The sequence below is a fragment of the Pseudomonas sp. 2835 genome (assembly GCF_050435905.1).
Lineage (GTDB): Bacteria > Pseudomonadota > Gammaproteobacteria > Pseudomonadales > Pseudomonadaceae > Aquipseudomonas.
The window spans coordinates 273490-294944 of the sequence record NZ_JBNDLE010000004.1 but is presented as its reverse complement, the minus strand read 5'-3'; the positions used below and the strand labels follow the sequence as shown (position 1 = coordinate 294944).

Below are 21455 nucleotides of genomic sequence, written 5' to 3'. Positions count from 1 at the left end.
ACCTTCCACGCTTTTGTCTGCGATGATTTACCCGGACAATCGGCGCTTTTTCCAAGGGGCCAGCGATGAAAGCGCACTGGGACATCTTCTGTTGTGTCGTCGACAACTACGGCGACATCGGCGTGACCTGGCGCCTGGCCCGGCAATTGGTGGCCGAGCAGGGGCTGGCGGTGCGCTTGTGGGTGGATGACCTTACGGCATTCGTGCGCATCTGCCCCGGGGCCCGGGCCGATGCCATTCAGCAATGGCAGCAGGGCGTCGATGTGCGCCAATGGCCCGCTGAGTGGCAGGACACGCCGGTAGCGGAGGTGGTGATTGGCGCGTTCGCCTGTCAGTTGCCTCCCGCTTATGTGCAAGCGATGCTCGAACAGCCCCGTGCGCCGTTGTGGCTGAACCTGGATTATCTCAGCGCCGAAGACTGGGTCGAAGGCTGCCATGGTTTGCCTTCGCCCCAGGCCAATGGCTTGCGCAAGGTGTTTTTCTTTCCGGGCTTCACCCGCAAAACCGGCGGCTTGCTGCGTGAGGCGAACCTGTTGGCACAACGCGACGCGCTTGCGCGCGACCCGGCCGCACGCAATGCATTTCTGCAGGGGCTGGGCGTGACACCTGAGGCTAACGCCCGGCTGATTTCGCTATTCGCCTACGAAAACCCCGGCGTGGCCAGCTGGCTGGAGGCCCTGGCTGGCGATAGCCGGGCCAACCACCTGTTGGTGCCGGAAGGCCGGGTACTGGGCAATGTGCAGGCCTGGCTCGGCGAGCCGCTGTGCGTCGGCAGTGTTGCCCGGCGCGGTGCGCTGACCGTGCAGATCCTGCCGTTCGTCAGCCAGGACGATTACGACCGGCTGCTGTGGAGCTGCGATTTCAATGCAGTGCGCGGTGAAGATTCCTTCGTCCGTGCGCAATGGGCCGCCCGGCCTCTGCTCTGGCATATTTATGTGCAGGAAGAGTATGCCCACTGGGAAAAGCTCGAAGCGTTTCTGGATCTGTACATCCAGGGCTTGAGTGCGGCGGCAGGCGACGCGCTGGTGCAGTTGTGGCGCGCCTGGAACATGGATTGCGACATGGGCCAGGCCTGGCGGCAGGTGCTGGCGCACTGGGACGAACTGGACCAGCACGCCCGCCGCTGGAGCGCTGTGCAGGCCGCTCAGCCGGACCTTGCCACGGCGCTGGTACAGTTTTACCGAAATTGGCTATGATATGCGGCCTCGATTTTTGTAAATCCATCCAAATTCGGATATATCGCAATGAAAACTGGTAAAGAACTGAAACCCGGTACCGTGATCCGTATCGACAACGATCCATGGCTGGTTCAGAAGGCTGAGTTCACCAAGTCGGGCCGTAACAGCGCGATCATGAAAACCAAGCTGAAGAACCTGCTGACCGGCTACAAGACTGAAACCGTCTACTCGGCCGACGACAAGCTGGACGACGTTATCCTGGATCGCAAAGAAGCGACCCTGTCGTTCATCAACGGCGACACCTACACCTTCATGGATACCACTGACTACACCATGTACGAGCTGAACGCCGAAGACATCGAGGCCGTTCTGCCGTTCATCGAAGAAGGCATGGAAGACGTCTGCGAAGCCGTGTTCTTCGAAGAGCGCCTGGTTTCGGTTGACCTGCCAACCACCATCGTGCGTCAGGTTGACTACACCGAAGGTTCCGCTCGCGGCGACACTTCGGGCAAGGTCATGAAGCCTGCCAAGCTGAAGAACGGCACCGAGCTGAGCGTTGCTGACTTCATCGAAATCGGCGACTGGATCGAGATCGATACTCGCGAAGGCGGCTCCTACAAGGGCCGTGCCAAGGTTTAAGCCTGGCAGTCCTGCGCAATCGAAAAACCCGGCCTTGGCCGGGTTTTTTTATGCCTGGTGTTTTATCACTCAGACAGTGACATGCAAGCGTACATCAACGTTGCCACGGGTGGCATTGGAGTACGGGCACACCTGGTGAGCGGCGTCGACCAGTGCTTGTGCCTCAGCCTGGTCCAGGCCCGGCAGGTTGATGTTCAGGTCGATATCCAGACCGAAGCCACCCGGAATCTGGCCGATGCCGACTTTGGCGGTGATCGAGCTGTCAGCGGGCAGGGCCTTCTTCTGCTGGCCGGCGACAAATTTCAGGGCGCCGATAAAGCAAGCCGAGTAACCGGCGGCAAACAGCTGTTCGGGGTTGGTGCCGTCTCCACCAGCGCCGCCCAGTTCCTTGGGGGTGCTCAGCTTGACTTCCAGCTTGCCGTCGCTGGAGCGCGAACCGCCGTCGCGACCTCCGGTGGATGTGGCTTGGGCAATGTACAGCGGAGTGACCTTTTGCATGATGAGCCTCGCGTGTGAGTTGCGCCGCGGCGCTGAGTGGGTACGGAAATTAAATTAGCGCGCAATTATTTAGCGCGCAAGATAATTTTCGGCTGACTTACGAACGGTCATTTCCCAGCATAGCCCTCAGAGGCTTTTTTGCAGGTTGGCGCGCAGTTCCAGCAAGTCGGCCTGAAGCTGTTGCAGGCGTTCGAGGTTCTCGCCGCTGGCGGCGAGGATGCAGTGCGGCACATCTTTGGCCCGGACTTGCAAGGCGCGGCCCTGATCACTCAATTGCACCAGTACCACCCGTTCATCCTCACGGCTGCGGGTGCGCTTGAGCAGGCCTTCGGCTTCAAGGCGCTTAAGCAAAGGGGTTAGCGAGCCCGGATCAGTAAGCAGGCGATGGCTGATTTCGCCGACCGTCAAACCGTCCTGTTCCCACAGCACCAGCATCGCCAGGTACTGTGGATACGTCAGCCCGAGCTTGTGCAGCAGCGGCTTGTAGACCTTGGTCATCAGCAGCGAAGTCGAGTGCAGGGCAAAGCACACCTGGTTGTCCAGGCGCAGTTCGTCGCAGGGATCAGGCGCTTTCGGGTCGGCGTTCATGCACATCCTTTAATTCGTTAAGTCCTTTAAATTTAGCACGCAGGTCATTAGCGCACTTATTGCCAGCGCAGCTCGCTTTGCAGCGCCAGGTCCCACGGCGGGATCGGGCTGAAGCGGCTCTTGAGGAATTCGAGCAGCAAACGGCTGCGAGAGTTCGTTTCATGTTCCAGGCGCAGGGCATAGATGCCGCTGCTTTCGGCGGCGGGCAGGCCGTTGTCACAGAATAGCGGCAGCAATTCGCCGCGCAGCAGGTATTCGCTGATCAGCCAGGTGGGCAGGTGGGCGATGCCCAGCCCGGCCAGGGCGCCGAACAGCAGGGTTTCGGCATTGTTGGCACTCATGCGCATGCGAGTCGGGCGGTACAGGCGCATCTGCCCGTCGACCGCGAAGCGCCAGGCAAAGGGCGGGGCCAGGCCATCCCAGTCCAGGCCGTCGTGTTCGGGCAGTTCTGCGGGGCTCGCGGGGATGCCGCGCTGTGCCAGGTACGCGGGGCTGGCGCAGGCAATGCGTACCATGTAGGCCAGCGGTGTAGCCACCAGGCGGGTGTCGGCCAGAGGGCCTGCGCGCAGCACCAGGTCGACTTCGCCCAGGTGCGAGCCGTGCAGGTCGACGAAGCTGTCGATCAGCCGCAGTTGCACGTCCAGCCCAGGATAGGCGACGAGGAAATCGGCGATGGCCGGGGCCAGGTGGCGGCGACCGAACGCGGCCGGGGCGTCGATGCGGATCAGGCCTTCCGGGGCGTTGCTCAGCGATACAGCCTCGGCGCGCGCCAGGCGCAGCTCTTCGACGATTCGCCGGGCGCGCTCGGCAAAGGCATTGCCCGCCGGCGTCGGCCTTACCGCATGGGTACTGCGCACGAACAGGCGGCTGCCGACTGCGCTTTCCAGGCTGTCGATACGCCGCGCCACCGCTGAAGGCGTCAACGGATGGCGCCGGGCAGTGGCGGAGAAGCTGCCGGTTTCCAGCACATCGAGAAACAGGCTGAGTTGTTCGGTCAGGGCGTCAGGGTTCATGCGGCAGATCTGCTTGTGCGTTATTGGCATAGCCATTGTGCGTTGCTGTGCGTTTCCCCGCTAGCGCCAGCTCGGTAGCATGCAACGCTTGGCACTTCAGAGAGACAGCAATGATTGAGTGGGCGATATACATAGCGCTGGGCGCGGCACTGGGCACAGTGGGCGGGTTGTTCGGCATTGGCGGCGGGCTGATCGCGATTCCGGCCCTGGGGGTACTGTTCGGCCTTGACCAGCAACTGGCCCAAGGCACGGCGCTGGTGATGGTGGTGCCCAACGTGCTGCTGGCGCTGTGGCGGTATCACCAGCGCAATCGCATCGAACTCAGGCACGCCTTGCCGCTGGCGGCGAGCAGTTTTGTGTTTGCCTGGCTCGGTTCGATCTGGGCGGTGGGCGTCGATGCCCAGGCCATGCGCTTTGGCTTTGTGTTGTTTCTGGTGGCGCTGGCGGCCTGGAACCTGGCGCGGATGTTCATGCGCACAGCGCAGCCGTCCAGCGAGCTGCGCCAGCCCTGGCCGTGGCTGGGTGTGCTGGGCAGCGGCGCCGGGGTGCTGGGCGGCTTGTTCGGGGTCGGTGGGGCGGTGGTGGCAACACCGGTGCTGACCAGCGTGTTCGGCACCACCCAGGTGGTTGCCCAGGGCTTGTCGCTGGCGTTGGCGGCCCCCAGTACTGCGGTCACCTTGCTGACCTACGGCGTGCATCAACATGTGCAGTGGGGCATGGGCATCCCGCTGGCCATCGGTGGCCTGCTGAGCATCAGTTGGGGGGTGAAACTGGCTCACGCCCTGCCGGAAAAAGCCCTGCGTTCGCTGTTCTGCGGCTTTCTGGTGCTCTGCGCGGTAATGCTCGCGTTCAAGATCTGAAGCCTTCGATGATGTAGTCGGCCAGGCAGTCGGTCATTTCCGACTGCGTGGTGCGATTGCGCAGCAGCATGATGCTGGCGGTGGGCAGTGGAGGCAGGCCTTCGGCCTCGCCGATGATCTGCAAGTCGCTGGTGATCAGGCTTTGCAACTGCGCGGTGACAGCCAGGCCGGCGCTGACCACGGCCATGATCGCCGCGGTGCTGGCGCTGGTGTAGGCGATCCGGTACTCCTTTTCGATAGCATCCAGGGCGTTGCAGGCCCAGGTCCGGCAATAGCAATCACAATTGAACATCGCCAGTGGCAGGGGGCTGTGCTCATGCGGGCAGAACCCCTGGGCCTGCACCCACACGGCGCGCTCGCGGCGCAGCAACTGGCCGATTTCGTTGCCCGGTTCACGGGTGACGATGGTCAAGTCCAGGTCCTGGCGTTGCATCAACTGCCGCGAACTTTCGCAGTGCACCTCGACCTGAACCAGCGGATAGGCCTGGGCGAAGCTTGAGAGGATGCCCGGCAAAAAACGCATGGCGTAGTCGTCCGGCGTACCGATGCGCACCACCCCGACCATGTGCGGCATGCGCAGGGTATTGAATACCTCGCCGTGCAGCTTGAGGATGCGCCGGGCATAGCCCAGCAGTACCTGGCCCTCGGCTGTCAGGCGCACCTGGCGGCCATCGCGCTCGAACAGCTGGCGCTGGATGATGTCCTCTTCCAGACGCTTCATCTGCATGCTCACCGCCGACTGGGTACGGTTGACCACTTCGCCGGCACGGGTGAAGCCGCCGTGTTCGGCAATGGCGACAAAGGTGCGCAGCACGTCGGAATCGATACTCTGGTACTGGGACAAGGCATCAATCTCCTAGATGTATTACATAAGAAACATTCGTTGGATTGATCTTATGCCGGACCTGACACTGTCGTCATCCCAACAGGAGGGTAAGACGATGAAAGGTCAGAAGTCGCTTGTTCTGCAGTACTCAACGTCCCGGCACAGCTGGTTTTACTACCTCGGCCAAGGCTTCAGTCAGCAACTGATGCGCTGGCGCCAACTGCATCGCGAACGTCGTGAACTGGCGCGCCTGAGCGATGCGGCGCTGGACGATATCGGCCTGAGCCGCGCGGATATCCTGCGCGAGGTGGAGCGCCCGTTCTGGGATGATCCGCTGAAAAAATGAGTCGCGTCATGGAGGTGCCACGACTAGTGTAAGTGGGCTTGTTCACAAGGAGCCGGGCATGCCCACCACACAGTCCCTTTCCCTGGCCCAGGCGCGCCGCCTGGCATTGTCTGCACAAGGCTTCAACAACCGGCCGGCGAGCACCTCGAACGGTGCCGCGCAACTGAGCCGGATGATCGAGCGCCTGGGTGTGGTGCAGATCGATTCGGTCAATGCCCTGGTGCGTTCGCACTACCTTCCACTGTTTTCCCGTCTTGGCAATTATCCACAGGCGCTGCTCGATCAGCTGGCCTGGGGGCGCATCCGTCAGCGCAAACTCTTCGAATACTGGGGGCATGAAGCCTCGCTATTGCCGCTGCAGCTGTATCCGCTGCTGCGCTGGCGCATGGAGCGTGCGCGCCAGGGCCAGGGGATTTATCAACAGCTGGCGCGTTTTGGCCGTGAACAGCAGGCAACCATTGCCCGGGTGCTGGCGGCGGTGACCGAGCAGGGCGCCCTCGGCGCTGGCAGCCTGTCCACCCGCCAGGAGCGCGCCGGGCCCTGGTGGGACTGGAGCGCGGAAAAGCACGCGCTGGAATGGCTGTTTGCCGCGGGGTTGGTCAATGTCGCCGGGCGCCGCGGTTTCGAGCGCCTCTACGATCTGCCCGAGCGGGTGCTGCCGGCTGCATTGCTTGCGCAACCGCCACTGCAGGAGGCCGACGCTCAGCGTGGGCTTCTATTGCATGCCGCACAGGCGCTGGGCGTGGCCACCGAGAAAGACCTGCGCGACTACTTTCGCCTGGCCCCCGGTGACAGCCGGGCACGGCTGGCTGAACTGGTCGAGGAGGGCAAGTTGCAAGCCTGTGCGGTGCAGGGCTGGAGGCAAGCGGCGTATTGCCTGAATGCGCCACGGGTGCCGCGCAAGGTCAGCAGTAGCGCCTTGCTTTCGCCCTTTGACTCGCTGGTCTGGGAGCGTGAGCGCACCGAGCGGCTGTTTGATTTTCGTTACCGTCTGGAGATCTACACCCCGGCGCACAAGCGCGTGTACGGCTATTACGTGCTGCCGTTCCTGCACAACGAACGCATTGCCGCGCGGGTCGATCTGCGTGCCGAACGGGCCAATGATCGTCTGGCAGTACACGCGGTGCATGAAGAGACCAAGGGACTGGATGAAGCGGGCATGCAGGCCCTGGCTGACAGCCTGCAGGGCATGGCCGCCTGGTTGGGCCTGGCCAGGGTGCAGTTGAACTGCCCACGGGCCAGCGCCGCACGTTTGCGCGTGGCGCTGGCCCGCAGCCTGCCTAGCGACGTACTTGCTTGAGGGTTTCGGCGATAAGGAAAGCCAGCTCCAGCGACTGATCGGCGTTCATCCGCGGGTCGCAATGGGTGTGGTAGCGGTCGGAGAGGGCGTCCTCGGTGATGGGGCGCGCGCCGCCGATGCATTCGGTGACGTTCTGCCCGGTCATCTCGATATGGATGCCGCCTGCATGGCTGCCCTCGGCCTGGTGCACCTGGAAGAACTGCTTGACCTCGCTCAGGATCTGGGCGAAATCGCGGGTCTTGTAGCCGCTGCTGGCCTTGATGGTGTTGCCGTGCATCGGATCGGAACTCCACAGCACCTTGCGGCCTTCGCGCTCGACGCTGCGGATCAGTGCCGGCAAGTGCTCGCCGACTTTGTCGGCGCCCATGCGCACGATCAGGTTGAGTCGGCCGGGGTCGTTGTCCGAGTTGAGCACATCGATCAGGCGGATCAGCTCTTCGGTGTTCATGCTCGGCCCGACCTTGACCCCGATCGGGTTGTTGACCCCGCGCAGGAATTCGACGTGAGCGCCGTCGAGCTGACGAGTGCGGTCGCCGATCCAGAGCATGTGCGCCGAGCAGTCGTAATAGTCGTTGGTCAGGCTGTCGCGGCGCACAAAGGCTTCTTCGTAGTTCAGCAGCAGCGCCTCGTGGGCGGTGAAGAAGCTGGTTTCACGCAGCTGGGGCGAGCTGTCCATGCCGCAGGCGCGCATGAACGCCAGAGTCTCGTCGATGCGGTCGGCCAGTTGGCTGTATTTTTCCGCCAGCGCCGAGTTGGCGATGAAGTCCAGGTTCCACTTGTGCACCTGATGCAGGTCGGCAAAACCGCCCTGGGCAAAGGCGCGCAGCAGGTTGAGGCTGGCCGTGGACTGGTGGTAGGCCTGCAGCAGGCGCTCGGGGTCTGGAATCCGGCTTTTCTCGTCGAAGCCGATGCCATTGACGATGTCGCCACGATAAGCCGGCAGGGTGACGCCGCCAATGGTTTCATCACCTGCCGAGCGCGGCTTGGCGAATTGCCCGGCCATGCGTCCGATCTTGACCACCGGGCAGCCGGCGGCGAAGGTCATGACGATGGCCATTTGCAACAGGACCTTGAAGGTGTCGCGAATCTTGGCTGCCGAAAACTCGGCGAAACTTTCGGCGCAATCGCCGCCCTGGAGCAAGAAGGCCCGGCCCTGGGTGACTTCGGCAAACTGGCGGCGCAGTTCCCGCGCTTCACCGGCGAACACCAGCGGCGGATAGCTGGCCAGGGTCTGCTCGACCTTGAGCAGATGGGCGGCATCGGGGTAGCTCGGTTGTTGCTGGATCGGCAGGGCGCGCCAGCTGTCAGGACTCCAGGGATGGTTCATTGCAGGCTCGATCTGGTCGGAAAAGGGCTGTCTGCCATGTTAACAGGTGGCGCATGCCTTGTTGCACTGGCGCTATTGACAGACAATGGCGGTTTTTTGCGCAGTACTGCGGTGCCTGCCGGGAGACAGCATGACAGTGGAACGGGTAGAGCGACTGCTGGCCCAGGTGCAGGACCAGTACGGCACCATCAGCGTGCTGGAAGTTGACGACTATCGCTTTCTCGAATTTGGCGAGGCGATCGAACAGAGCTGCGTGTTCACCGCAGACCCGAGCTGGCTGGAGTATGACTACACCCGAGCCATGCTGATCGGCGCGCTGGCGCATGCCGAGCCCGAGAGCGCGCTGTTTCTGGGGCTCGGTGCCGGCACCCTGACCCAGGCCTGCCTGAAGTTCCTGCCGCTGGAAGACGTCGAAGCCATCGAGTTGCGCCCGGATGTACCGCGCCTGGCCATCGAGTACATGGGCCTGGATGACGATCCTCGCCTTTATATCCGCATCGGTGATGCCATGGAATTGCTGGAGACCGCCGAGCCTGCCGACCTGATCTTCGTCGACCTGTACACCGACCATGGCCCGGGTGTCGCGCACCTGGCCTGGACGTTTCTGGAAAACTGCCAGAAGCGCCTCAACCCCGGCGGCTGGCTGGTGATCAACCAGTGGGCCAGCGATGACGGCAAGCCACTGGGTGCGGCGTTGCTGCGTGGCCTTTACCATCGCCACTATTGGGAGCTGCCGGTCAAGGAGGGCAATGTGATCCTCATGGTCCCGGCGGACCTCGACCAGCAACTCGATCTGCCTGGCCTGACCGCACGGGCCGAGGCGCTGGCGCCACAGCTGGGCTACTCGTTGCAACCGCTGATCGGCGCGATCCGCCCGGCGTCCTGAGGCGCGTCACTGTGTCACTGGCGGAAAATCGATTCAGCCGCCAGTGTCGTCAACTTTCCGGGCCCGCCGCCGCGTGGCCTGGCACTGGTGTGTTGCATTAAAAAAATCTCCCGTGAATGGCGAATTCAGGTATAGTACGCGCCGGTCTTTCACCGGACCTCGTTTAAGGTAGTGCAATTCCCCGAAGCCAGCTTCGGCTGCGCGTCCGCACCGCGGACTCTCCTTGACGTTCCTTTTTTCTTCAATCGTTTTCGCAAATCCCCGCCGACAAAGCTGCCAGGGTGACCTTCGGGTCTTACAAGGCATGTGCAGCTTTGGAGCATGGGTCTTTGCGGATGCACTTAGAGGCAGACCCATGACCCAGGAAACCGGCGGCTTCGCCGCTCTCGAACTTCATCCGAGCATTGTTGCTGCAGTGCTGGCTACCGGCTACGAAGAGCCGTCCGCCATTCAGCAGCAATCGATCCCGATTATTCTCGCTGGTCACGACATGATCGGTCAGGCGCAGACCGGCACCGGTAAAACCGCTGCCTTCGCTCTGCCAATCCTGCACCGCATCGACCCGAGCAAGCGCGAGCCGCAAGCCCTGATCCTGGCGCCAACCCGTGAGTTGGCGCTGCAAGTAGCCACCGCTTTCGAAACCTACGCCAAGCAAATGCCGGGCGTAACCGTGGTGGCTGTATACGGTGGTGCCCCGATGGGCCCACAACTGAAAGCTATCCGTAACGGCGCGCAAATCGTCGTTGCTACCCCGGGCCGTCTGTGCGATCACCTGCGTCGCGACGAGAAAGTCCTGGCGACCGTCAACCACCTGGTGCTCGACGAAGCCGACGAAATGCTCAAGCTGGGCTTCATGGATGACCTCGAAGTCATCTTCAAGGCCATGCCGGAAAGCCGTCAGACCGTACTGTTCTCGGCCACCCTGCCTGCATCCATCCGTGCTATCGCCGAGCGTCACCTGCGCGAGCCGAAGCACGTCAAGATCCAGAGCAAGACCCAGACCGTTACCGCTATCGAACAAGCCCACCTGATGGTCCACGCCGACCAGAAGGTTTCCGCTGTCCTGCGTTTGCTGGAAGTGGAAGAGTTCGACGCGCTGATCGCCTTCGTGCGTACCAAGCAAGCCACCCTGGACCTGGCCAGCGCCCTGGAAGCCAAAGGCTACAAAGCCGCTGCGCTGAACGGTGACATTGCCCAGAACCAGCGTGAGCGCGTCATCGACTCGCTCAAAGATGGCCGCCTGGACATCGTCGTCGCTACTGACGTCGCTGCCCGTGGTCTGGACGTACCGCGCATCACTCACGTGTTCAACGTTGACATGCCGTACGACCCGGAGTCCTACGTTCACCGTATCGGCCGTACCGGCCGTGCTGGTCGCGAAGGCCGTGCGCTGCTGCTGGTTACCCCGCGCGAGCGTCGCATGCTGCAGGTGATCGAGCGTGTTACCGGTCAGAAGGTTGCCGAAGTTCGCCTGCCGAACGCCCAGGCCGTTCTTGATGCACGCATCAAGAAGCTGACCAACAGCCTGGCGCCGCTGGTTGCTGATGCCGAGTCGACCCACGGTGATCTGCTCGATCGCCTGACCGCCGACATCGGTTGCAGCCCGCGTGCCCTGGCCGCTGCCCTGCTGCGCAAGGCTACCAACGGTCAGGCCCTGACCCTGGAAGCCGTCGAGAAAGAGCAGCCGCTGGTTCCGACCTACACCCCGCGTGAGCGCACTGGCGATCGTCCAGAGCGTGGCGAGCGTGAGCGTCGTGCACCCATGCCGCTGGGCGAAGGTCGTGCCCGTTGCCGTACCGCGCTGGGCGCGCGTGACGGTATCGCCGCCAAGAACCTGCTGGGCGCCATCCTCAACGAAGGCGGCCTGGCCCGCGAAGCCATCGGCCGCATCCAGGTGCGCGACAGCTTCAGCCTGGTCGAGCTGCCGGAGGAAGGTCTGGAGCGTCTGCTGACCAAGCTCAAGGACACCCGTGTTGCCGGTAAGCAGCTGAAGCTGCGCCGTTACCGCGAAGACTGATCCGCGAGCGATAAAAAAATCCCCGACTGAGTCGGGGATTTTTTTTGCCTGTACGAGGTGATGCGTTGGCTGGGCTGGCCTCATCGCGGGTCAAGCGACAGGATCAGTCGAACCGGTAAATATCCATCCCCAACGCCCCCAACGTAAAGCCTTGATGGGCAATCCCGAACTGCCCGCCCGCACCCCGGGCAAAATACAGTGGCAACAGGTGCTCGTCACTCGGATGGTTACGCACTGCAAACGGCGCCTGCTGGCGGTAGTCGTGCAGGGCAGGGGTGTCGGCGGCTGCCAGTTTGTCGATCATCCAGTTGCGAAACGCCAGGGCCCAGGGCTCGACGCTTTCCGGGCCGGCCTGCCAGTCCAGCTCGCGAAGGTTGTGGGTAATGCTGCCTGAGCCGATCAGCAGGATGTCTTGCTCGCGCAATTGCGCCAGCGCCTTGCCCACCTGTTCCTGCAACTGCGGACCCATCTGGCTGGGCAGGGAGACCTGTACCACAGGGATGTCGGCCGCCGGGTACATCAGCGACAGCGGCACCCACACGCCATGATCAAACGGGCGCTTGGGGTCGAGACGCGCGGGTAGTCCGGCGTCGCACAGCAGGCCCATTAACCGCTCGGCCAGCGCCGGTTCGCCAGGGGCGGGGTACTGCACGGCATACAGGGCGGGAGGAAAGCCGCCGAAGTCATGCCAGGTTTCTGGGTGCGGGTGGCTGCAGACCCACAGTTCGCGGCTCTCCCAGTGTGCTGAAACCACCACGATAGCCTTGGGCCGCGGCAGTTCTGCAGCCAGGCGCGCCAGGGCCGGGCCGCTGGCGCCAGGCTCGAGGGCGAGCATGGGCGAGCCATGAGAAATAAACAGGCTGGGCAGCATGGAAAGAGTCCTGACGGTTAAGATGGACCCATCTTCGGGCAGATCATTGATCTGATTCCAATATAAGTTTTCGCATAATCTGATCGAATAATTCGAGGTATGCCATGCAGGCAGAGTTCTGGCACAAACGCTGGGCAGACAACCAGATCGGCTTTCATCAGCAGCAGGTCAACAGCGACCTGCAACAGCATTGGCCCACCCTCGGCCTGGCGCCCGGCAGCAAGGTCCTGGTGCCCTTGTGCGGCAAAAGCCTCGACCTGGCCTGGCTAGCAGGGCAGGGCCATCAAGTGCTGGGTATCGAGCTGTCACAGCGTGCGGTGGAAGACTTCTTCAACGAACAGCAGTTGCAGCCCGAAATCGGCCAGCAGGGCGCGTTCAAGACCTATCGCAGTGGCAACCTGCAGCTGTGGTGTGGTGATTTCTTCGCCCTGAGCGCCGAGGATGTCGCCGATTGCACAGCGCTGTATGACCGGGCCGCAGTCATTGCCCTGCCGCCTGCGTTGCGCCAGCGCTATGCCGCGCTGCTTGGCGGCTATCTCGCACCAGGGTGCCAGGGGCTGTTGATCACCATGGATTATGACCAGGCGCTGCTGCCGGGCCCGCCCTTTGCCGTGGTCGATGCAGAGGTGCGGCAGCTGTTCGCTGACTGGCAGCCGCTGGTGCTTGAGGCGCGGGATATTCTTGCCCAAAGCCCCAAGTTCGTTCAGGCCGGGGTGGCGGAGCTGTTCGAGCGGGTGTACCGCCTGCAGCGCTGAAATGCAAAAGGGCGACCAAAGTCGCCCTTTTTTATTGCTGCTACCGATCAGCCCCGACGGCGCAGGGCTTCGATGCGGTCTTCCAGCGGCGGGTGGCTCATCAGCAAGCCGGCCAGGCCCTGCTTGAGGCCGCCGTTGATACCGAAGGCGTTCAGGGTGTCGGGCATATGCACCGGCACACCTTGTTCCGAGCGCAGGCGCTGCAGGGCGCCGATCATCGCGTTGGTGCCGGCCAGGCGGGCACCGGCTTCGTCGGCGCGGAACTCGCGTTTGCGCGAGAACCACATGACGATGATGCTGGCCAGGATACCCAGCACCAGTTCGGCGACGATGGTCGCGATGTAGTAGGCGATGCCCTGGCCTTCTTCGTTCTTGAAGATCACCTTGTCGACAAAATTGCCGATGATGCGGGCAAAGAACATCACGAAGGTGTTGACCACGCCTTGCACCAGGGCGAGGGTGACCATGTCGCCGTTGGCCACGTGGCCGATCTCGTGGGCCAGCACCGCGCGCACTTCATCGGGCGAGAAGCGCTCGAGCAGGCCCTGGCTGACCGCTACCAGGGCATCATTACGGTTCCAGCCGGTGGCGAAGGCGTTGGCCTCGTAGGCCGGGAAGATACCCACTTCCGGCATCTTGATGCCGGCTTCGCGGGACAGCTCTTCGACGGTCTGCAGCAGCCATTGTTCATGGCGGGTGCGCGGTTGGCTGATGATCTGGGTGCCGGTGCTCATCTTCGCCATCCACTTGGAGATGAACAGCGAGATCAGCGAGCCGGCAAAACCGAACACCGCGCAGAAAATCAGCAGCTGGTCGAGTTTCAGATCAACCCCGTTGGCCGCCATGAACCCGTTGAAGCCAAACAGGCTCAGGGTAATGCTGGCAATCAGCACAACCGCGAGGTTGGTGGCCACAAACAGTAAGATGCGCATCATGGTTGTTACGTTCTCCTGACGGATAAAAGTGTCACGTATGCGGGGTATATAAGGTGCGCGCTGCAGTGATTCAACCGGGCGACTATTTCAAACTGTGTACTTGCCTTTATTACAGACGAATTCCAGCAACCCGCACGCCAGAGCGGCGGGTGATGTGAGGGCTGAATGCAGGGTCTGTAAGGTCTGCGCCGAGAGCGGCGCAGACGTTTCGACATGAACAGTAGGTTACTGCTGATATGTCTTCAGGAAGTTTCCGATACGGCCAATGGCCTGCTCTAGGTCGTCGACCCGTGGCAGGGTCACGACGCGGAAGTGGTCAGGCCACGGCCAGTTGAAGGCGGTACCCTGGACGATCAGCAGCTTTTCCGAGAGCAGCAGGTCGAGGACGAACTTCTCGTCGTTGTGAATCGGGCAGACTTTCGGATCAATGCGCGGGAACGCATACAGCGCGCCCATCGGCTTGACGCAGCTGACCCCGGGGATGCTGTTGAGCAGCTCCCAGGTGCGGTTGCGCTGCTCGAGCAGGCGCCCTTGTGGCAGCACCAGGTCGTTGATGCTCTGGTAGCCACCCAGGGCAGTCTGGATCGCGTGCTGGCTCGGCACGTTGGCACACAGGCGCATGTTGGCCAGCATGTCGATACCTTCGATGTAGCTTTGGGCATGATGCTTGGGCCCGGAGATGGCCAGCCAGCCGGAGCGGAAACCCGCCACCCGGTAGGACTTGGACAGGCCGTTGAAGGTCAGGCACAGCAGGTCCGGGGCCAGCGAGGCGGTGCTGATGTGCACGGCTTCGTCGTAGAGGATCTTGTCGTAGATCTCGTCGGAGAACACCACCAGGTTGTGTTGGCGGGCCAGCTCGAGCATGCCCAGCAGCAGTTCGCGCGAATACACCGCGCCGGTCGGGTTGTTCGGGTTGATGATCACCAGGGCCTTGGTGTTGGAGGTAATCTTGGCCTTGATGTCGTCCAGGTCCGGGAACCAGTCGGCCTGCTCGTCGCACAGATAATGCACCGGGTTGCCGCCGGCCAGGCTGACGGCGGCGGTCCACAGCGGGTAGTCCGGGGCCGGGATCAGCACTTCATCGCCATTGTTGAGCAGCGCCTGCATCGACATCACGATCAACTCGGAGACGCCGTTGCCCAGGTAGATGTCTTCGATACCGACACCTTCGACCTGTTTTTGCTGGTAGTACTGCATCACCGCCTTGCGCGCGCTGAACAGGCCTTTGGAGTCGCTGTAGCCCTGGGCGGTCGGCAGGTTGCGGATCACATCCTGGAGGATCTCGTCCGGCGCCTCGAAACCAAAGGGCGCCGGGTTGCCGATGTTCAGCTTGAGGATGCGATGGCCTTCCTCTTCCAGGCGTTTGGCGTGCTTGAGCACTGGGCCGCGAATGTCATAGCAGACATTGGCGAGCTTGTTCGATTTGCTGACCTGCATGATGTGATCCCGATTAGAAAAGATCGCCGCGCATTGCGCTGTGAAAACGTTTGAAATGCGTATGACGCGGGTGCCAGACTGATGTCTGATGAGGCGCAATAATATACGTGCCGCCCGCCCTGTGGAAAAGCCATGGAGCGGGGTTTTTGGACAGATGAGGCCTGATGATGGAAAAACTCGAGAAAACCCTGGAAGAATGGCGCGCCATGCTCGACCCCGAGCAGTACAGCGTGTGCCGCCTGAAGGGCACCGAGCGGCCGTTCAGCGGCAAGTACAATGGCACCAAGACCGACGGCGTCTACCATTGCATCTGCTGTAACGAGGCGCTGTTCGATTCGACCGCAAAATTTGATTCCGGGTGCGGCTGGCCGAGCTTCTATGAGCCGATTGCCGACAACGCAATGGTCGAGATTCGCGACACTTCCCACGGCATGATCCGCACCGAGGTCACCTGCGCCAAGTGCGACGCCCACCTGGGCCACGTATTTCCCGACGGTCCGCCGCCGACCGGGCTACGCTACTGCATCAACTCGGTCTGCCTGGACCTGGTACCACGCTGACAAAGGAGCAAGGTCATGGCCGACGCAATGCTGAAGATTCCATGCATTACCCTGACCGGTGAGCAAAAAGCCCTGGCCGATTACCCGGCCAAGGCAGTGCTGGTGGTCAACACCGCCAGCCAGTGCGGATTTACCCCGCAATACAAGGGCCTTGAGCAGCTCTGGCAGCGTTACCGCGAGCGGGGGCTGGTGGTCCTGGGCTTTCCCTGCAACCAGTTCGGCAAGCAGGAGCCGGGCGATGCGCGCGAGATTGCGCAGTTCTGCGAGCTCAACTTCGGCGTCAGCTTCCCGTTGTTTCGCAAGATCGAGGTCAACGGCAACGGCGCCCATCCGCTGTTCGTCGAGCTGAAAAAACGCGCGCCCGGCTTGTTCGGTTCGCAAGGGATCAAGTGGAACTTCACCAAGTTCCTGCTCGATCCGGCCACTGGCAAGGTCACCCGCTACGCGCCGAGCACCAAGCCGGGTGCATTGACCAGTCCTATCGAGAAACTGCTCAGGTAGCCGTCAGCGGCACCCAGTGATCGATCAGCGCCAGCAGCTCTTCGCGGCGAAACGGCTTGGCCAGGTAGTCGCTCATTCCCGCTGCCCGGCAACGCTCGCGTTCTTCGGGCATGGCGTTGGCGGTCAGGGCGACGATCGGCATGTCGGGCCAGCGCCCGCTCTGGCGGATCCGCCGGCTGGCTTCATAACCATCCATCACCGGCATGTTGCAGTCCATCAGCACCAGGTCGAACGGCGCCTGCTCCAGTTGCTCGAGCGCGTCGGCGCCATGGGCGGCGACGCTGACCTCGCAGCCAAGTTTGGCCAGCATGCCCTTGGCCACCAACTGGTTTACCGGGTTGTCCTCGACCAGCAGGATGCGCGCGCGGCGTTCGCTGTGCGGGGCGCCACCTAGCGGTAGCTGGTTGATGTTGTCGGCGCCGTGCAGGGTGCGCCTCAGGGTCTGGTACAGGGCATTGCGGGCCAGTGGCCGGGCCTGCTGCTGCAGCGGTGCCAGGTGCGCTGCTTGTTCGCCGGGCAGGAAGTTGCCGTAGGCGGTGACCAACAGGATCGGCGCGCTGATCTGCGGGCGCAGGCTGAACAGGCAATCCAGGTCGTCGGTGATCAGCAGGTCCGGAGTCGTTTGCTTGAGTTGCTCCGGGGTGTCGTAGCGCTGGTAGTCCAGGCCCCAGCCCGGCAGAAGTGTTTGCAACAGTTCGGCCAGGCCGCTGCTGGCGTTGCTGATGGCGGCAACGCTGCCGCGCAGGGGGGGTGCCGGTACCGCCGCGGTATGGCTGGGCAGTGGCAGCTCAGCGCTGAACTGGCTGCCAAAACCGGCTTCCGAGCTGATGCTCAGGCGCCCTTGCATGGCTTCGCAGAGGTTGTTGGTCAACGCCAGGCCCAGGCCGGTGCCGCCATATTGGCGAGTGATACCGGCGCCGGCCTGGGTGAACGGCTGGAAGATCCGCACCTGGGCTTCGCTGGGGATGCCGATGCCGGTATCGCAGACATCCAGGCGAACGCCGCCGGCGTAGCAACTCAGGCGCACATCGACGCGGCCGAAGCGGGTGAACTTCAGGGCGTTGGACAGCAGGTTGCTGACAATTTGCCGGACCCGGGTGGGGTCGCCGAGCACCATCGAGGGAAACTGCGGGTCGATCAGGCAGGTCAGTTCTACGCTCGGCGCCGCGTTCTGCGACAGCAGGTTGGCGGTGTCTTCGACCAGCGCACCGAGGTCGAAGGGAATGCGTTCAAGCTCCAGTTGCCCGGCATCGAACTTGGACAGGTCGAGAATATCGTTGAGCAGCTCGACCAGCACCTTGCCCGAGTCGTGGGCAATCGACAGTTGCTGGCGCTGTTCGGCATTGAGCGGGCTGTCCAGCGACAGCGCGATCATCCCCAGCAGGCCATTGAGCGGGGTGCGAATCTCATGGCTCATGTTGGCCAGAAAGGCAGCCCGGGCCTGGGCCATGTCCAGGGCGCGGCGCCGGGCGTCTTCGAGTTCTTCGTTGGACTGGCTGAGGCGGGTATTGCTGGCCTTGAGCTCATTGGTGCGCGCCGAGACGATGTTCTCCAGTTCGTTGAGGTAGTCGGTCAGGCGGTTCTCGGCGTTGCGCCGTTGCTGGATCTCGGTGGCCATGCTGACGAACTGCTGATTGGCGACCTTGACCAGCACGCCGATCTCGTCGTGCTCGTGGCCTGGCGGGAACGACAGTTTTGACTGTGCCGGGTTGCGCGAGTCGCTGTTGCTCAGGGCGCTGATCACCCGTACCAGCGGCTGGGTCAGCATGATGTAGAACAGGGCGAGAAGAATCCCGGTAAGGACCAGGCTGCGCACGAAACCATTGAGCAGGGTGACCTCTGCGCGCTTGAGAAAGCGGCTGCCGAAGGCAAAGGTGTCGACGTCCAGGTACAGGGTGCCCAGGTACTCGTCGGGCATGTGACTGAGAAACAGTTGGTCCTGGAACTGGCGCGACTCACCGAAGAGGAAGTCGCTGATCAGCCGGTAACTGCTTTCCTGGCGTGGGCGTTGAACATCGGCGAGGACGGTTTCATTGTTGTCGATCAGCCAGGCGCGGGTGATCGCCGGCGATTGCAGCAGGCCGCGGGTCAGTTCCTGGGCAAGCTCGGCATCGATGTTGTAGGCGATGCGTGAGGCCGGGTTATGGCTGATTTGCAGTAACGCCTGCATCTCGCGGTTGATGGAGGCGTCTTCACTGGCATAATCGATACCGATCTGGATGAGACTGAGCAATGTACCCAGGATGAAGCCGACCAGGACCGTCAGCCGGGCTTGCTTGTAGGACAGGCGATTGGTGAACTTGATATCCATGAGTCCCGAGCCAGTTTCACGTTCCGTGCGCTGCGCAAGCATAGCCGATCAGTCCCGGCTGCTGGCACGCCCTGTCACACATTCAGCTGTGCTTTTGTCCTTGCATCTGTCTTGAGGAATTCTTGTGGACTCTCGTTTGAATGCTTTTCTGGAACGCGCCGAAACCGTACTTGCGCGTCTTGAACCCTTGTTGCCGGCACCTCGGCCAAACATTGACTGGTCGCAGTGCCTGGCTGCGCGCTGGCAGCGCGATGGCCGCAGCGGCTATCTGTTGCCGCTGGAAGTCAGCCTCGACATGCGCCTGTCCGATCTGATCGGTGTCGATCAGCAGCGTGAGCAGCTGGGGCGCAACACCCGTCAGTTCCTCGATGGCATGCCGGCCAACCACGCGCTGCTGTGGGGATCACGCGGTACCGGCAAGTCGTCGCTGGTGCGCGCGCTGTTGGCCGAGCATGCCGAAGCCGGCCTGCGCCTGATCGAAATCGAGCGCGATCACCTGGCCGACCTGCCGCGTGTGGTCGAGCAACTGCAGAAGTTGCCGCAACGCTTCGTGCTGTTTTGCGATGATCTCTCGTTCGAAGCCGGAGAGGGCGACTACCGGGTGCTCAAGAGCGTGCTCGACGGCTCGCTCGAACAGGCGCCGGACAACGTACTGCTGTATGCCACCTCGAACCGCCGCCACCTGGTGCCGGAAAAACAGAGCGACAACGAAAACTGGAAGATGGTCGACGGTGAACTGCATCCCAATGAAGCGGTGGAGGACAAGATTGCCTTGTCTGACCGTTTCGGCCTGTGGCTGTCGTTCTACCCCTTCACTCAGGAGCATTTCCTCAACGTTGTCGAGCATTGGATTACTCAGCTGGCGCAACGCGCTGGGCTGGTCTGGAGCCGTGATGAGCAGCTGGACATTCTCGCCGTGCGCTGGGCAACCGGTCGCGGCAACCGTAACGGCCGTTGTGCCTACCAGTTCGCCCGTTATTGGGTGGGGCTGAAACTGTTGGAGCAAAAACCATGATCGACCTCAACGCTACCGGTGCCGGCCTTGAAGGCTACGGCCTGCTGGCGGCACAGCTGGAAGCCCTGCTTGCCGATGAGCGCGACTTCATCGCCAACGCCGCGCAGTTTTCTGCGTTTCTCTATAGTCAGGTCGAAGACTTGAACTGGGCCGGCTTCTACCTCAATCGCAATGAGCAACTGGTGCTGGGGCCGTTCCAGGGGCAGGTGGCGTGCGTGCGTATCCCGTTCGGGCGTGGTGTGTGCGGGGCGGCTGCGGCCAGCCGGGAAACCCAGCGGGTGGAAGATGTGCACGCGTTTGCCGGGCACATTGCCTGCGACAGCGCATCGAACAGCGAGCTGGTGATTCCGCTGGTCAAGGCCGGGCGTTTGATTGGCGTGCTGGACCTCGACAGCCCGAAGCTGGCGCGTTTCAGTGAAGTGGATCAGGCGGGGCTGGAGCGATTAGCGGGGATCTTTCTGCGTTTGACCGATTGCTGACGAGCGCTTTGCGCTCGATCGCTGGCAAGGCCAGCTCCCATGTACACCAACCTTGTGGGAGCCGGCCTTGCTGGCGATCGGGTCAACCAGAACTCAGTCGTAGATGACTTTCTTCTTCCAGTCTTCGGTGGTGTCGGTCTTCAGGCCTTCGGTCAGGGCGTTGGTTTCGTCCTCGGCCGGTTCCAGTTGGCTCAGCACCTGGGCATTGGCGCGGGCCAGCAGCTTCTCCATGTATTCCAGCTGCTCGCGGTAAATTGCCGGGTCAGGCTGCTTGCGCAAGTATTGCACGCCACGCTCGAAGGCCAGGCGAGCGTGCCCCGGCTGGTTCTGTTGCAGCGCCTGCTGGCCGAGGTTGTTGAAGAACTCGATGTGCAGCAGCACCAGGATGTGGCGGATTTCCTTGACCCAGTACTTGGCCTCGTTGGTCGGCAGGAAGCCTTCCTGGGCGGCGCGGGTAATCTGGTTGTGCATGCCTTCCAGTAAAAAGCGCACATCCTTGGCCCGGGCTTCAGTCTGGATCGGCATCGGCGGGTTGTTCACCGGCAGCGCCTCACCTTTGGCAATCAGCCCTTCGAGTTCGGCGATCCGTGCCCGGATGTCGCGGCTGTGCTTGTCCAGGGCCAGTTGGCGCTGGTTGAGGTTGAGCTCCAGGCGGGTCAGCAGCAATTTCAGGGCCGGGGTCATCAACTGGCCAGGGAAGGTTTCGGTGATTTCGCCACAACGGCGCAAACGTTCGGCCAGCTCGATCTTCAGCCGGGCACGCTCGAGCTTGTTGTTCTCGACCACGTTGTTCAGGTAGCCGATCACGATCAATAACGCGATCCCCGCTACTATAAGCAGGGTGATCAGAAGTGGTGTCACCGTTAACGCCTCATACAGGATGATTTACTGTTTGAGTGTAGTGGCTAAGCTTTTAGCCGGATAGAGCTGTTTGGCGGTTGCCGGGGGCGTTTGATGGCCTTTTGCTGGTAGATTGCCGTGGCTGCTGGGCCGAAGGCGGGTAGGGTGTCAGAAAATAATCGCCAAGCCTCAGGCGCGCGTTGCCCCGGCAGAAGGCTGCAAAGCGCCGGGAAGTCATTGATTTAAATAAATTTATATAGAGGGGTTGACGGC

General features: G+C 62.2%; 21 protein-coding genes and 1 pseudogene. 12 read left to right on the top strand and 10 right to left on the bottom strand.

The window, feature by feature from the left end; genetic code table 11:
• Positions 1 to 65 precede the first annotated feature (65 nt).
• Together earP and ABIE20_RS07680 are read left to right on the top strand one after the other, a co-directional pair.
• Complete coding sequence (earP, locus tag ABIE20_RS07685; RefSeq protein ID WP_429504077.1) at positions 66 to 1196, top strand: elongation factor P maturation arginine rhamnosyltransferase EarP; 1131 nt, start codon at positions 66 to 68, stop codon at positions 1194 to 1196.
• A gap of 48 nt (positions 1197 to 1244) precedes the next feature.
• The gene (locus ABIE20_RS07680) at positions 1245 to 1817 is read left to right on the top strand and encodes an elongation factor P (protein ID WP_038994110.1); all 573 of its coding nucleotides are present in this window, start codon (positions 1245 to 1247) and stop codon (positions 1815 to 1817) included.
• A 69-nt stretch (positions 1818 to 1886) separates the two neighbouring features.
• Here the strand turns inward: ABIE20_RS07680 and ABIE20_RS07675 are convergent, their stop codons facing one another.
• From ABIE20_RS07675 to ABIE20_RS07665, 3 genes are all read right to left on the bottom strand, one after another.
• Positions 1887 to 2315 (bottom strand): organic hydroperoxide resistance protein, encoded by a 429-nt coding sequence (locus ABIE20_RS07675; protein WP_429504075.1) that lies wholly within the window; start codon positions 2313 to 2315, stop codon positions 1887 to 1889.
• A 126-nt stretch (positions 2316 to 2441) separates the two neighbouring features.
• Positions 2442 to 2903 (bottom strand): MarR family winged helix-turn-helix transcriptional regulator, encoded by a 462-nt coding sequence (locus tag ABIE20_RS07670; protein ID WP_429504073.1) that lies wholly within the window; start codon positions 2901 to 2903, stop codon positions 2442 to 2444.
• Positions 2904 to 2959: 56 nt separating this feature from the next.
• Complete coding sequence (locus ABIE20_RS07665) at positions 2960 to 3916, bottom strand: LysR family transcriptional regulator (RefSeq protein ID WP_429504071.1); 957 nt, start codon at positions 3914 to 3916, stop codon at positions 2960 to 2962.
• A 110-nt stretch (positions 3917 to 4026) separates the two neighbouring features.
• Between ABIE20_RS07665 and ABIE20_RS07660 the strand changes: the two genes are divergently transcribed.
• Entirely contained in the window at positions 4027 to 4776 is a 750-nt protein-coding gene (locus ABIE20_RS07660; protein WP_429504069.1) for a sulfite exporter TauE/SafE family protein, read from the top strand.
• Here the strand turns inward: ABIE20_RS07660 and ABIE20_RS07655 are convergent.
• Positions 4766 to 5620, bottom strand: a complete 855-nt coding sequence (locus ABIE20_RS07655) for a LysR family transcriptional regulator (protein WP_429504067.1) — start codon at positions 5618 to 5620, stop codon at positions 4766 to 4768. The genes ABIE20_RS07660 and ABIE20_RS07655 overlap by 11 nt on opposite strands.
• 97 nt (positions 5621 to 5717) lie before the next feature.
• Between ABIE20_RS07655 and ABIE20_RS07650 the strand changes: the two genes are divergently transcribed.
• Both ABIE20_RS07650 and ABIE20_RS07645 read left to right on the top strand, forming a co-directional pair.
• Positions 5718 to 5948, top strand: a complete 231-nt coding sequence (locus ABIE20_RS07650) for a DUF1127 domain-containing protein (RefSeq protein WP_309475818.1) — start codon at positions 5718 to 5720, stop codon at positions 5946 to 5948.
• A 58-nt stretch (positions 5949 to 6006) separates the two neighbouring features.
• Positions 6007 to 7248, top strand: coding sequence for a winged helix-turn-helix domain-containing protein (locus tag ABIE20_RS07645; protein WP_429504064.1), 1242 nt, complete (start codon positions 6007 to 6009; stop codon positions 7246 to 7248).
• Here the strand turns inward: ABIE20_RS07645 and ABIE20_RS07640 are convergent.
• Complete coding sequence (locus ABIE20_RS07640) at positions 7229 to 8575, bottom strand: class II 3-deoxy-7-phosphoheptulonate synthase (protein ID WP_429504062.1); 1347 nt, start codon at positions 8573 to 8575, stop codon at positions 7229 to 7231. The genes ABIE20_RS07645 and ABIE20_RS07640 overlap by 20 nt on opposite strands.
• A 130-nt stretch (positions 8576 to 8705) precedes the next feature.
• Here ABIE20_RS07640 and ABIE20_RS07635 point away from each other — a divergent pair, with 130 nt between their 5' ends.
• A complete protein-coding gene (locus tag ABIE20_RS07635) occupies positions 8706 to 9461 on the top strand; it encodes a spermidine synthase (RefSeq protein WP_429504060.1) in 756 nt (251 codons plus the stop codon).
• Positions 9462 to 9782: 321 nt separating this feature from the next.
• Positions 9783 to 11478 (top strand): annotated as a pseudogene (locus tag ABIE20_RS07630) (DEAD/DEAH box helicase).
• 103 nt (positions 11479 to 11581) lie between these two features.
• Here ABIE20_RS07630 and ABIE20_RS07625 read toward each other — a convergent pair.
• Positions 11582 to 12349: a DODA-type extradiol aromatic ring-opening family dioxygenase gene (locus ABIE20_RS07625; RefSeq protein WP_429504058.1), complete on the bottom strand. Its 768-nt coding sequence runs from the start codon at positions 12347 to 12349 to the stop codon at positions 11582 to 11584.
• A 104-nt stretch (positions 12350 to 12453) separates the two neighbouring features.
• On the opposite strand from ABIE20_RS07625, the gene ABIE20_RS07620 reads away from it, so the two are divergent.
• Positions 12454 to 13104 carry a thiopurine S-methyltransferase gene (locus tag ABIE20_RS07620; RefSeq protein ID WP_429504056.1) on the top strand — a complete coding sequence of 217 codons (651 nt, stop codon included), beginning with the start codon at positions 12454 to 12456 and terminating at the stop codon, positions 13102 to 13104.
• Positions 13105 to 13151: 47 nt separating this feature from the next.
• On the opposite strand, the gene htpX is transcribed toward ABIE20_RS07620, so the two are convergent.
• Positions 13152 to 14039 (bottom strand): protease HtpX, encoded by an 888-nt coding sequence (gene htpX / locus ABIE20_RS07615; RefSeq protein ID WP_036996500.1) that lies wholly within the window; start codon positions 14037 to 14039, stop codon positions 13152 to 13154.
• Between the two features lie 225 nt (positions 14040 to 14264).
• Complete coding sequence (locus tag ABIE20_RS07610) at positions 14265 to 15476, bottom strand: pyridoxal phosphate-dependent aminotransferase (RefSeq protein ID WP_010226289.1); 1212 nt, start codon at positions 15474 to 15476, stop codon at positions 14265 to 14267.
• Between the two features lie 167 nt (positions 15477 to 15643).
• Here ABIE20_RS07610 and msrB point away from each other — a divergent pair, with 167 nt between their 5' ends.
• Both msrB and ABIE20_RS07600 read left to right on the top strand, forming a co-directional pair.
• Positions 15644 to 16036, top strand: coding sequence for a peptide-methionine (R)-S-oxide reductase MsrB (msrB, locus tag ABIE20_RS07605; RefSeq protein ID WP_429504278.1), 393 nt, complete (start codon positions 15644 to 15646; stop codon positions 16034 to 16036).
• Positions 16037 to 16051: 15 nt separating this feature from the next.
• Positions 16052 to 16537 carry a glutathione peroxidase gene (locus tag ABIE20_RS07600; protein WP_429504054.1) on the top strand — a complete coding sequence of 162 codons (486 nt, stop codon included), beginning with the start codon at positions 16052 to 16054 and terminating at the stop codon, positions 16535 to 16537.
• Here the strand turns inward: ABIE20_RS07600 and ABIE20_RS07595 are convergent.
• A complete protein-coding gene (locus ABIE20_RS07595; RefSeq protein WP_429504052.1) occupies positions 16530 to 18890 on the bottom strand; it encodes a response regulator in 2361 nt (786 codons plus the stop codon). The two genes, ABIE20_RS07600 and ABIE20_RS07595, sit on opposite strands and share 8 nt — an antisense overlap.
• 82 nt (positions 18891 to 18972) lie before the next feature.
• Between ABIE20_RS07595 and ABIE20_RS07590 the strand changes: the two genes are divergently transcribed.
• Entirely contained in the window at positions 18973 to 19863 is an 891-nt protein-coding gene (locus ABIE20_RS07590; RefSeq protein ID WP_429504050.1) for an ATP-binding protein, read from the top strand.
• Positions 19860 to 20342, top strand: a complete 483-nt coding sequence (locus ABIE20_RS07585) for a GAF domain-containing protein (RefSeq protein ID WP_429504048.1) — start codon at positions 19860 to 19862, stop codon at positions 20340 to 20342. The genes ABIE20_RS07590 and ABIE20_RS07585 overlap by 4 nt, the downstream gene beginning before the upstream one ends.
• Before the next feature lie 93 nt (positions 20343 to 20435).
• Here the strand turns inward: ABIE20_RS07585 and ABIE20_RS07580 are convergent, their stop codons facing one another.
• Complete coding sequence (locus tag ABIE20_RS07580; protein WP_429504046.1) at positions 20436 to 21203, bottom strand: hypothetical protein; 768 nt, start codon at positions 21201 to 21203, stop codon at positions 20436 to 20438.
• Positions 21204 to 21455: the final 252 nt, after the last annotated feature.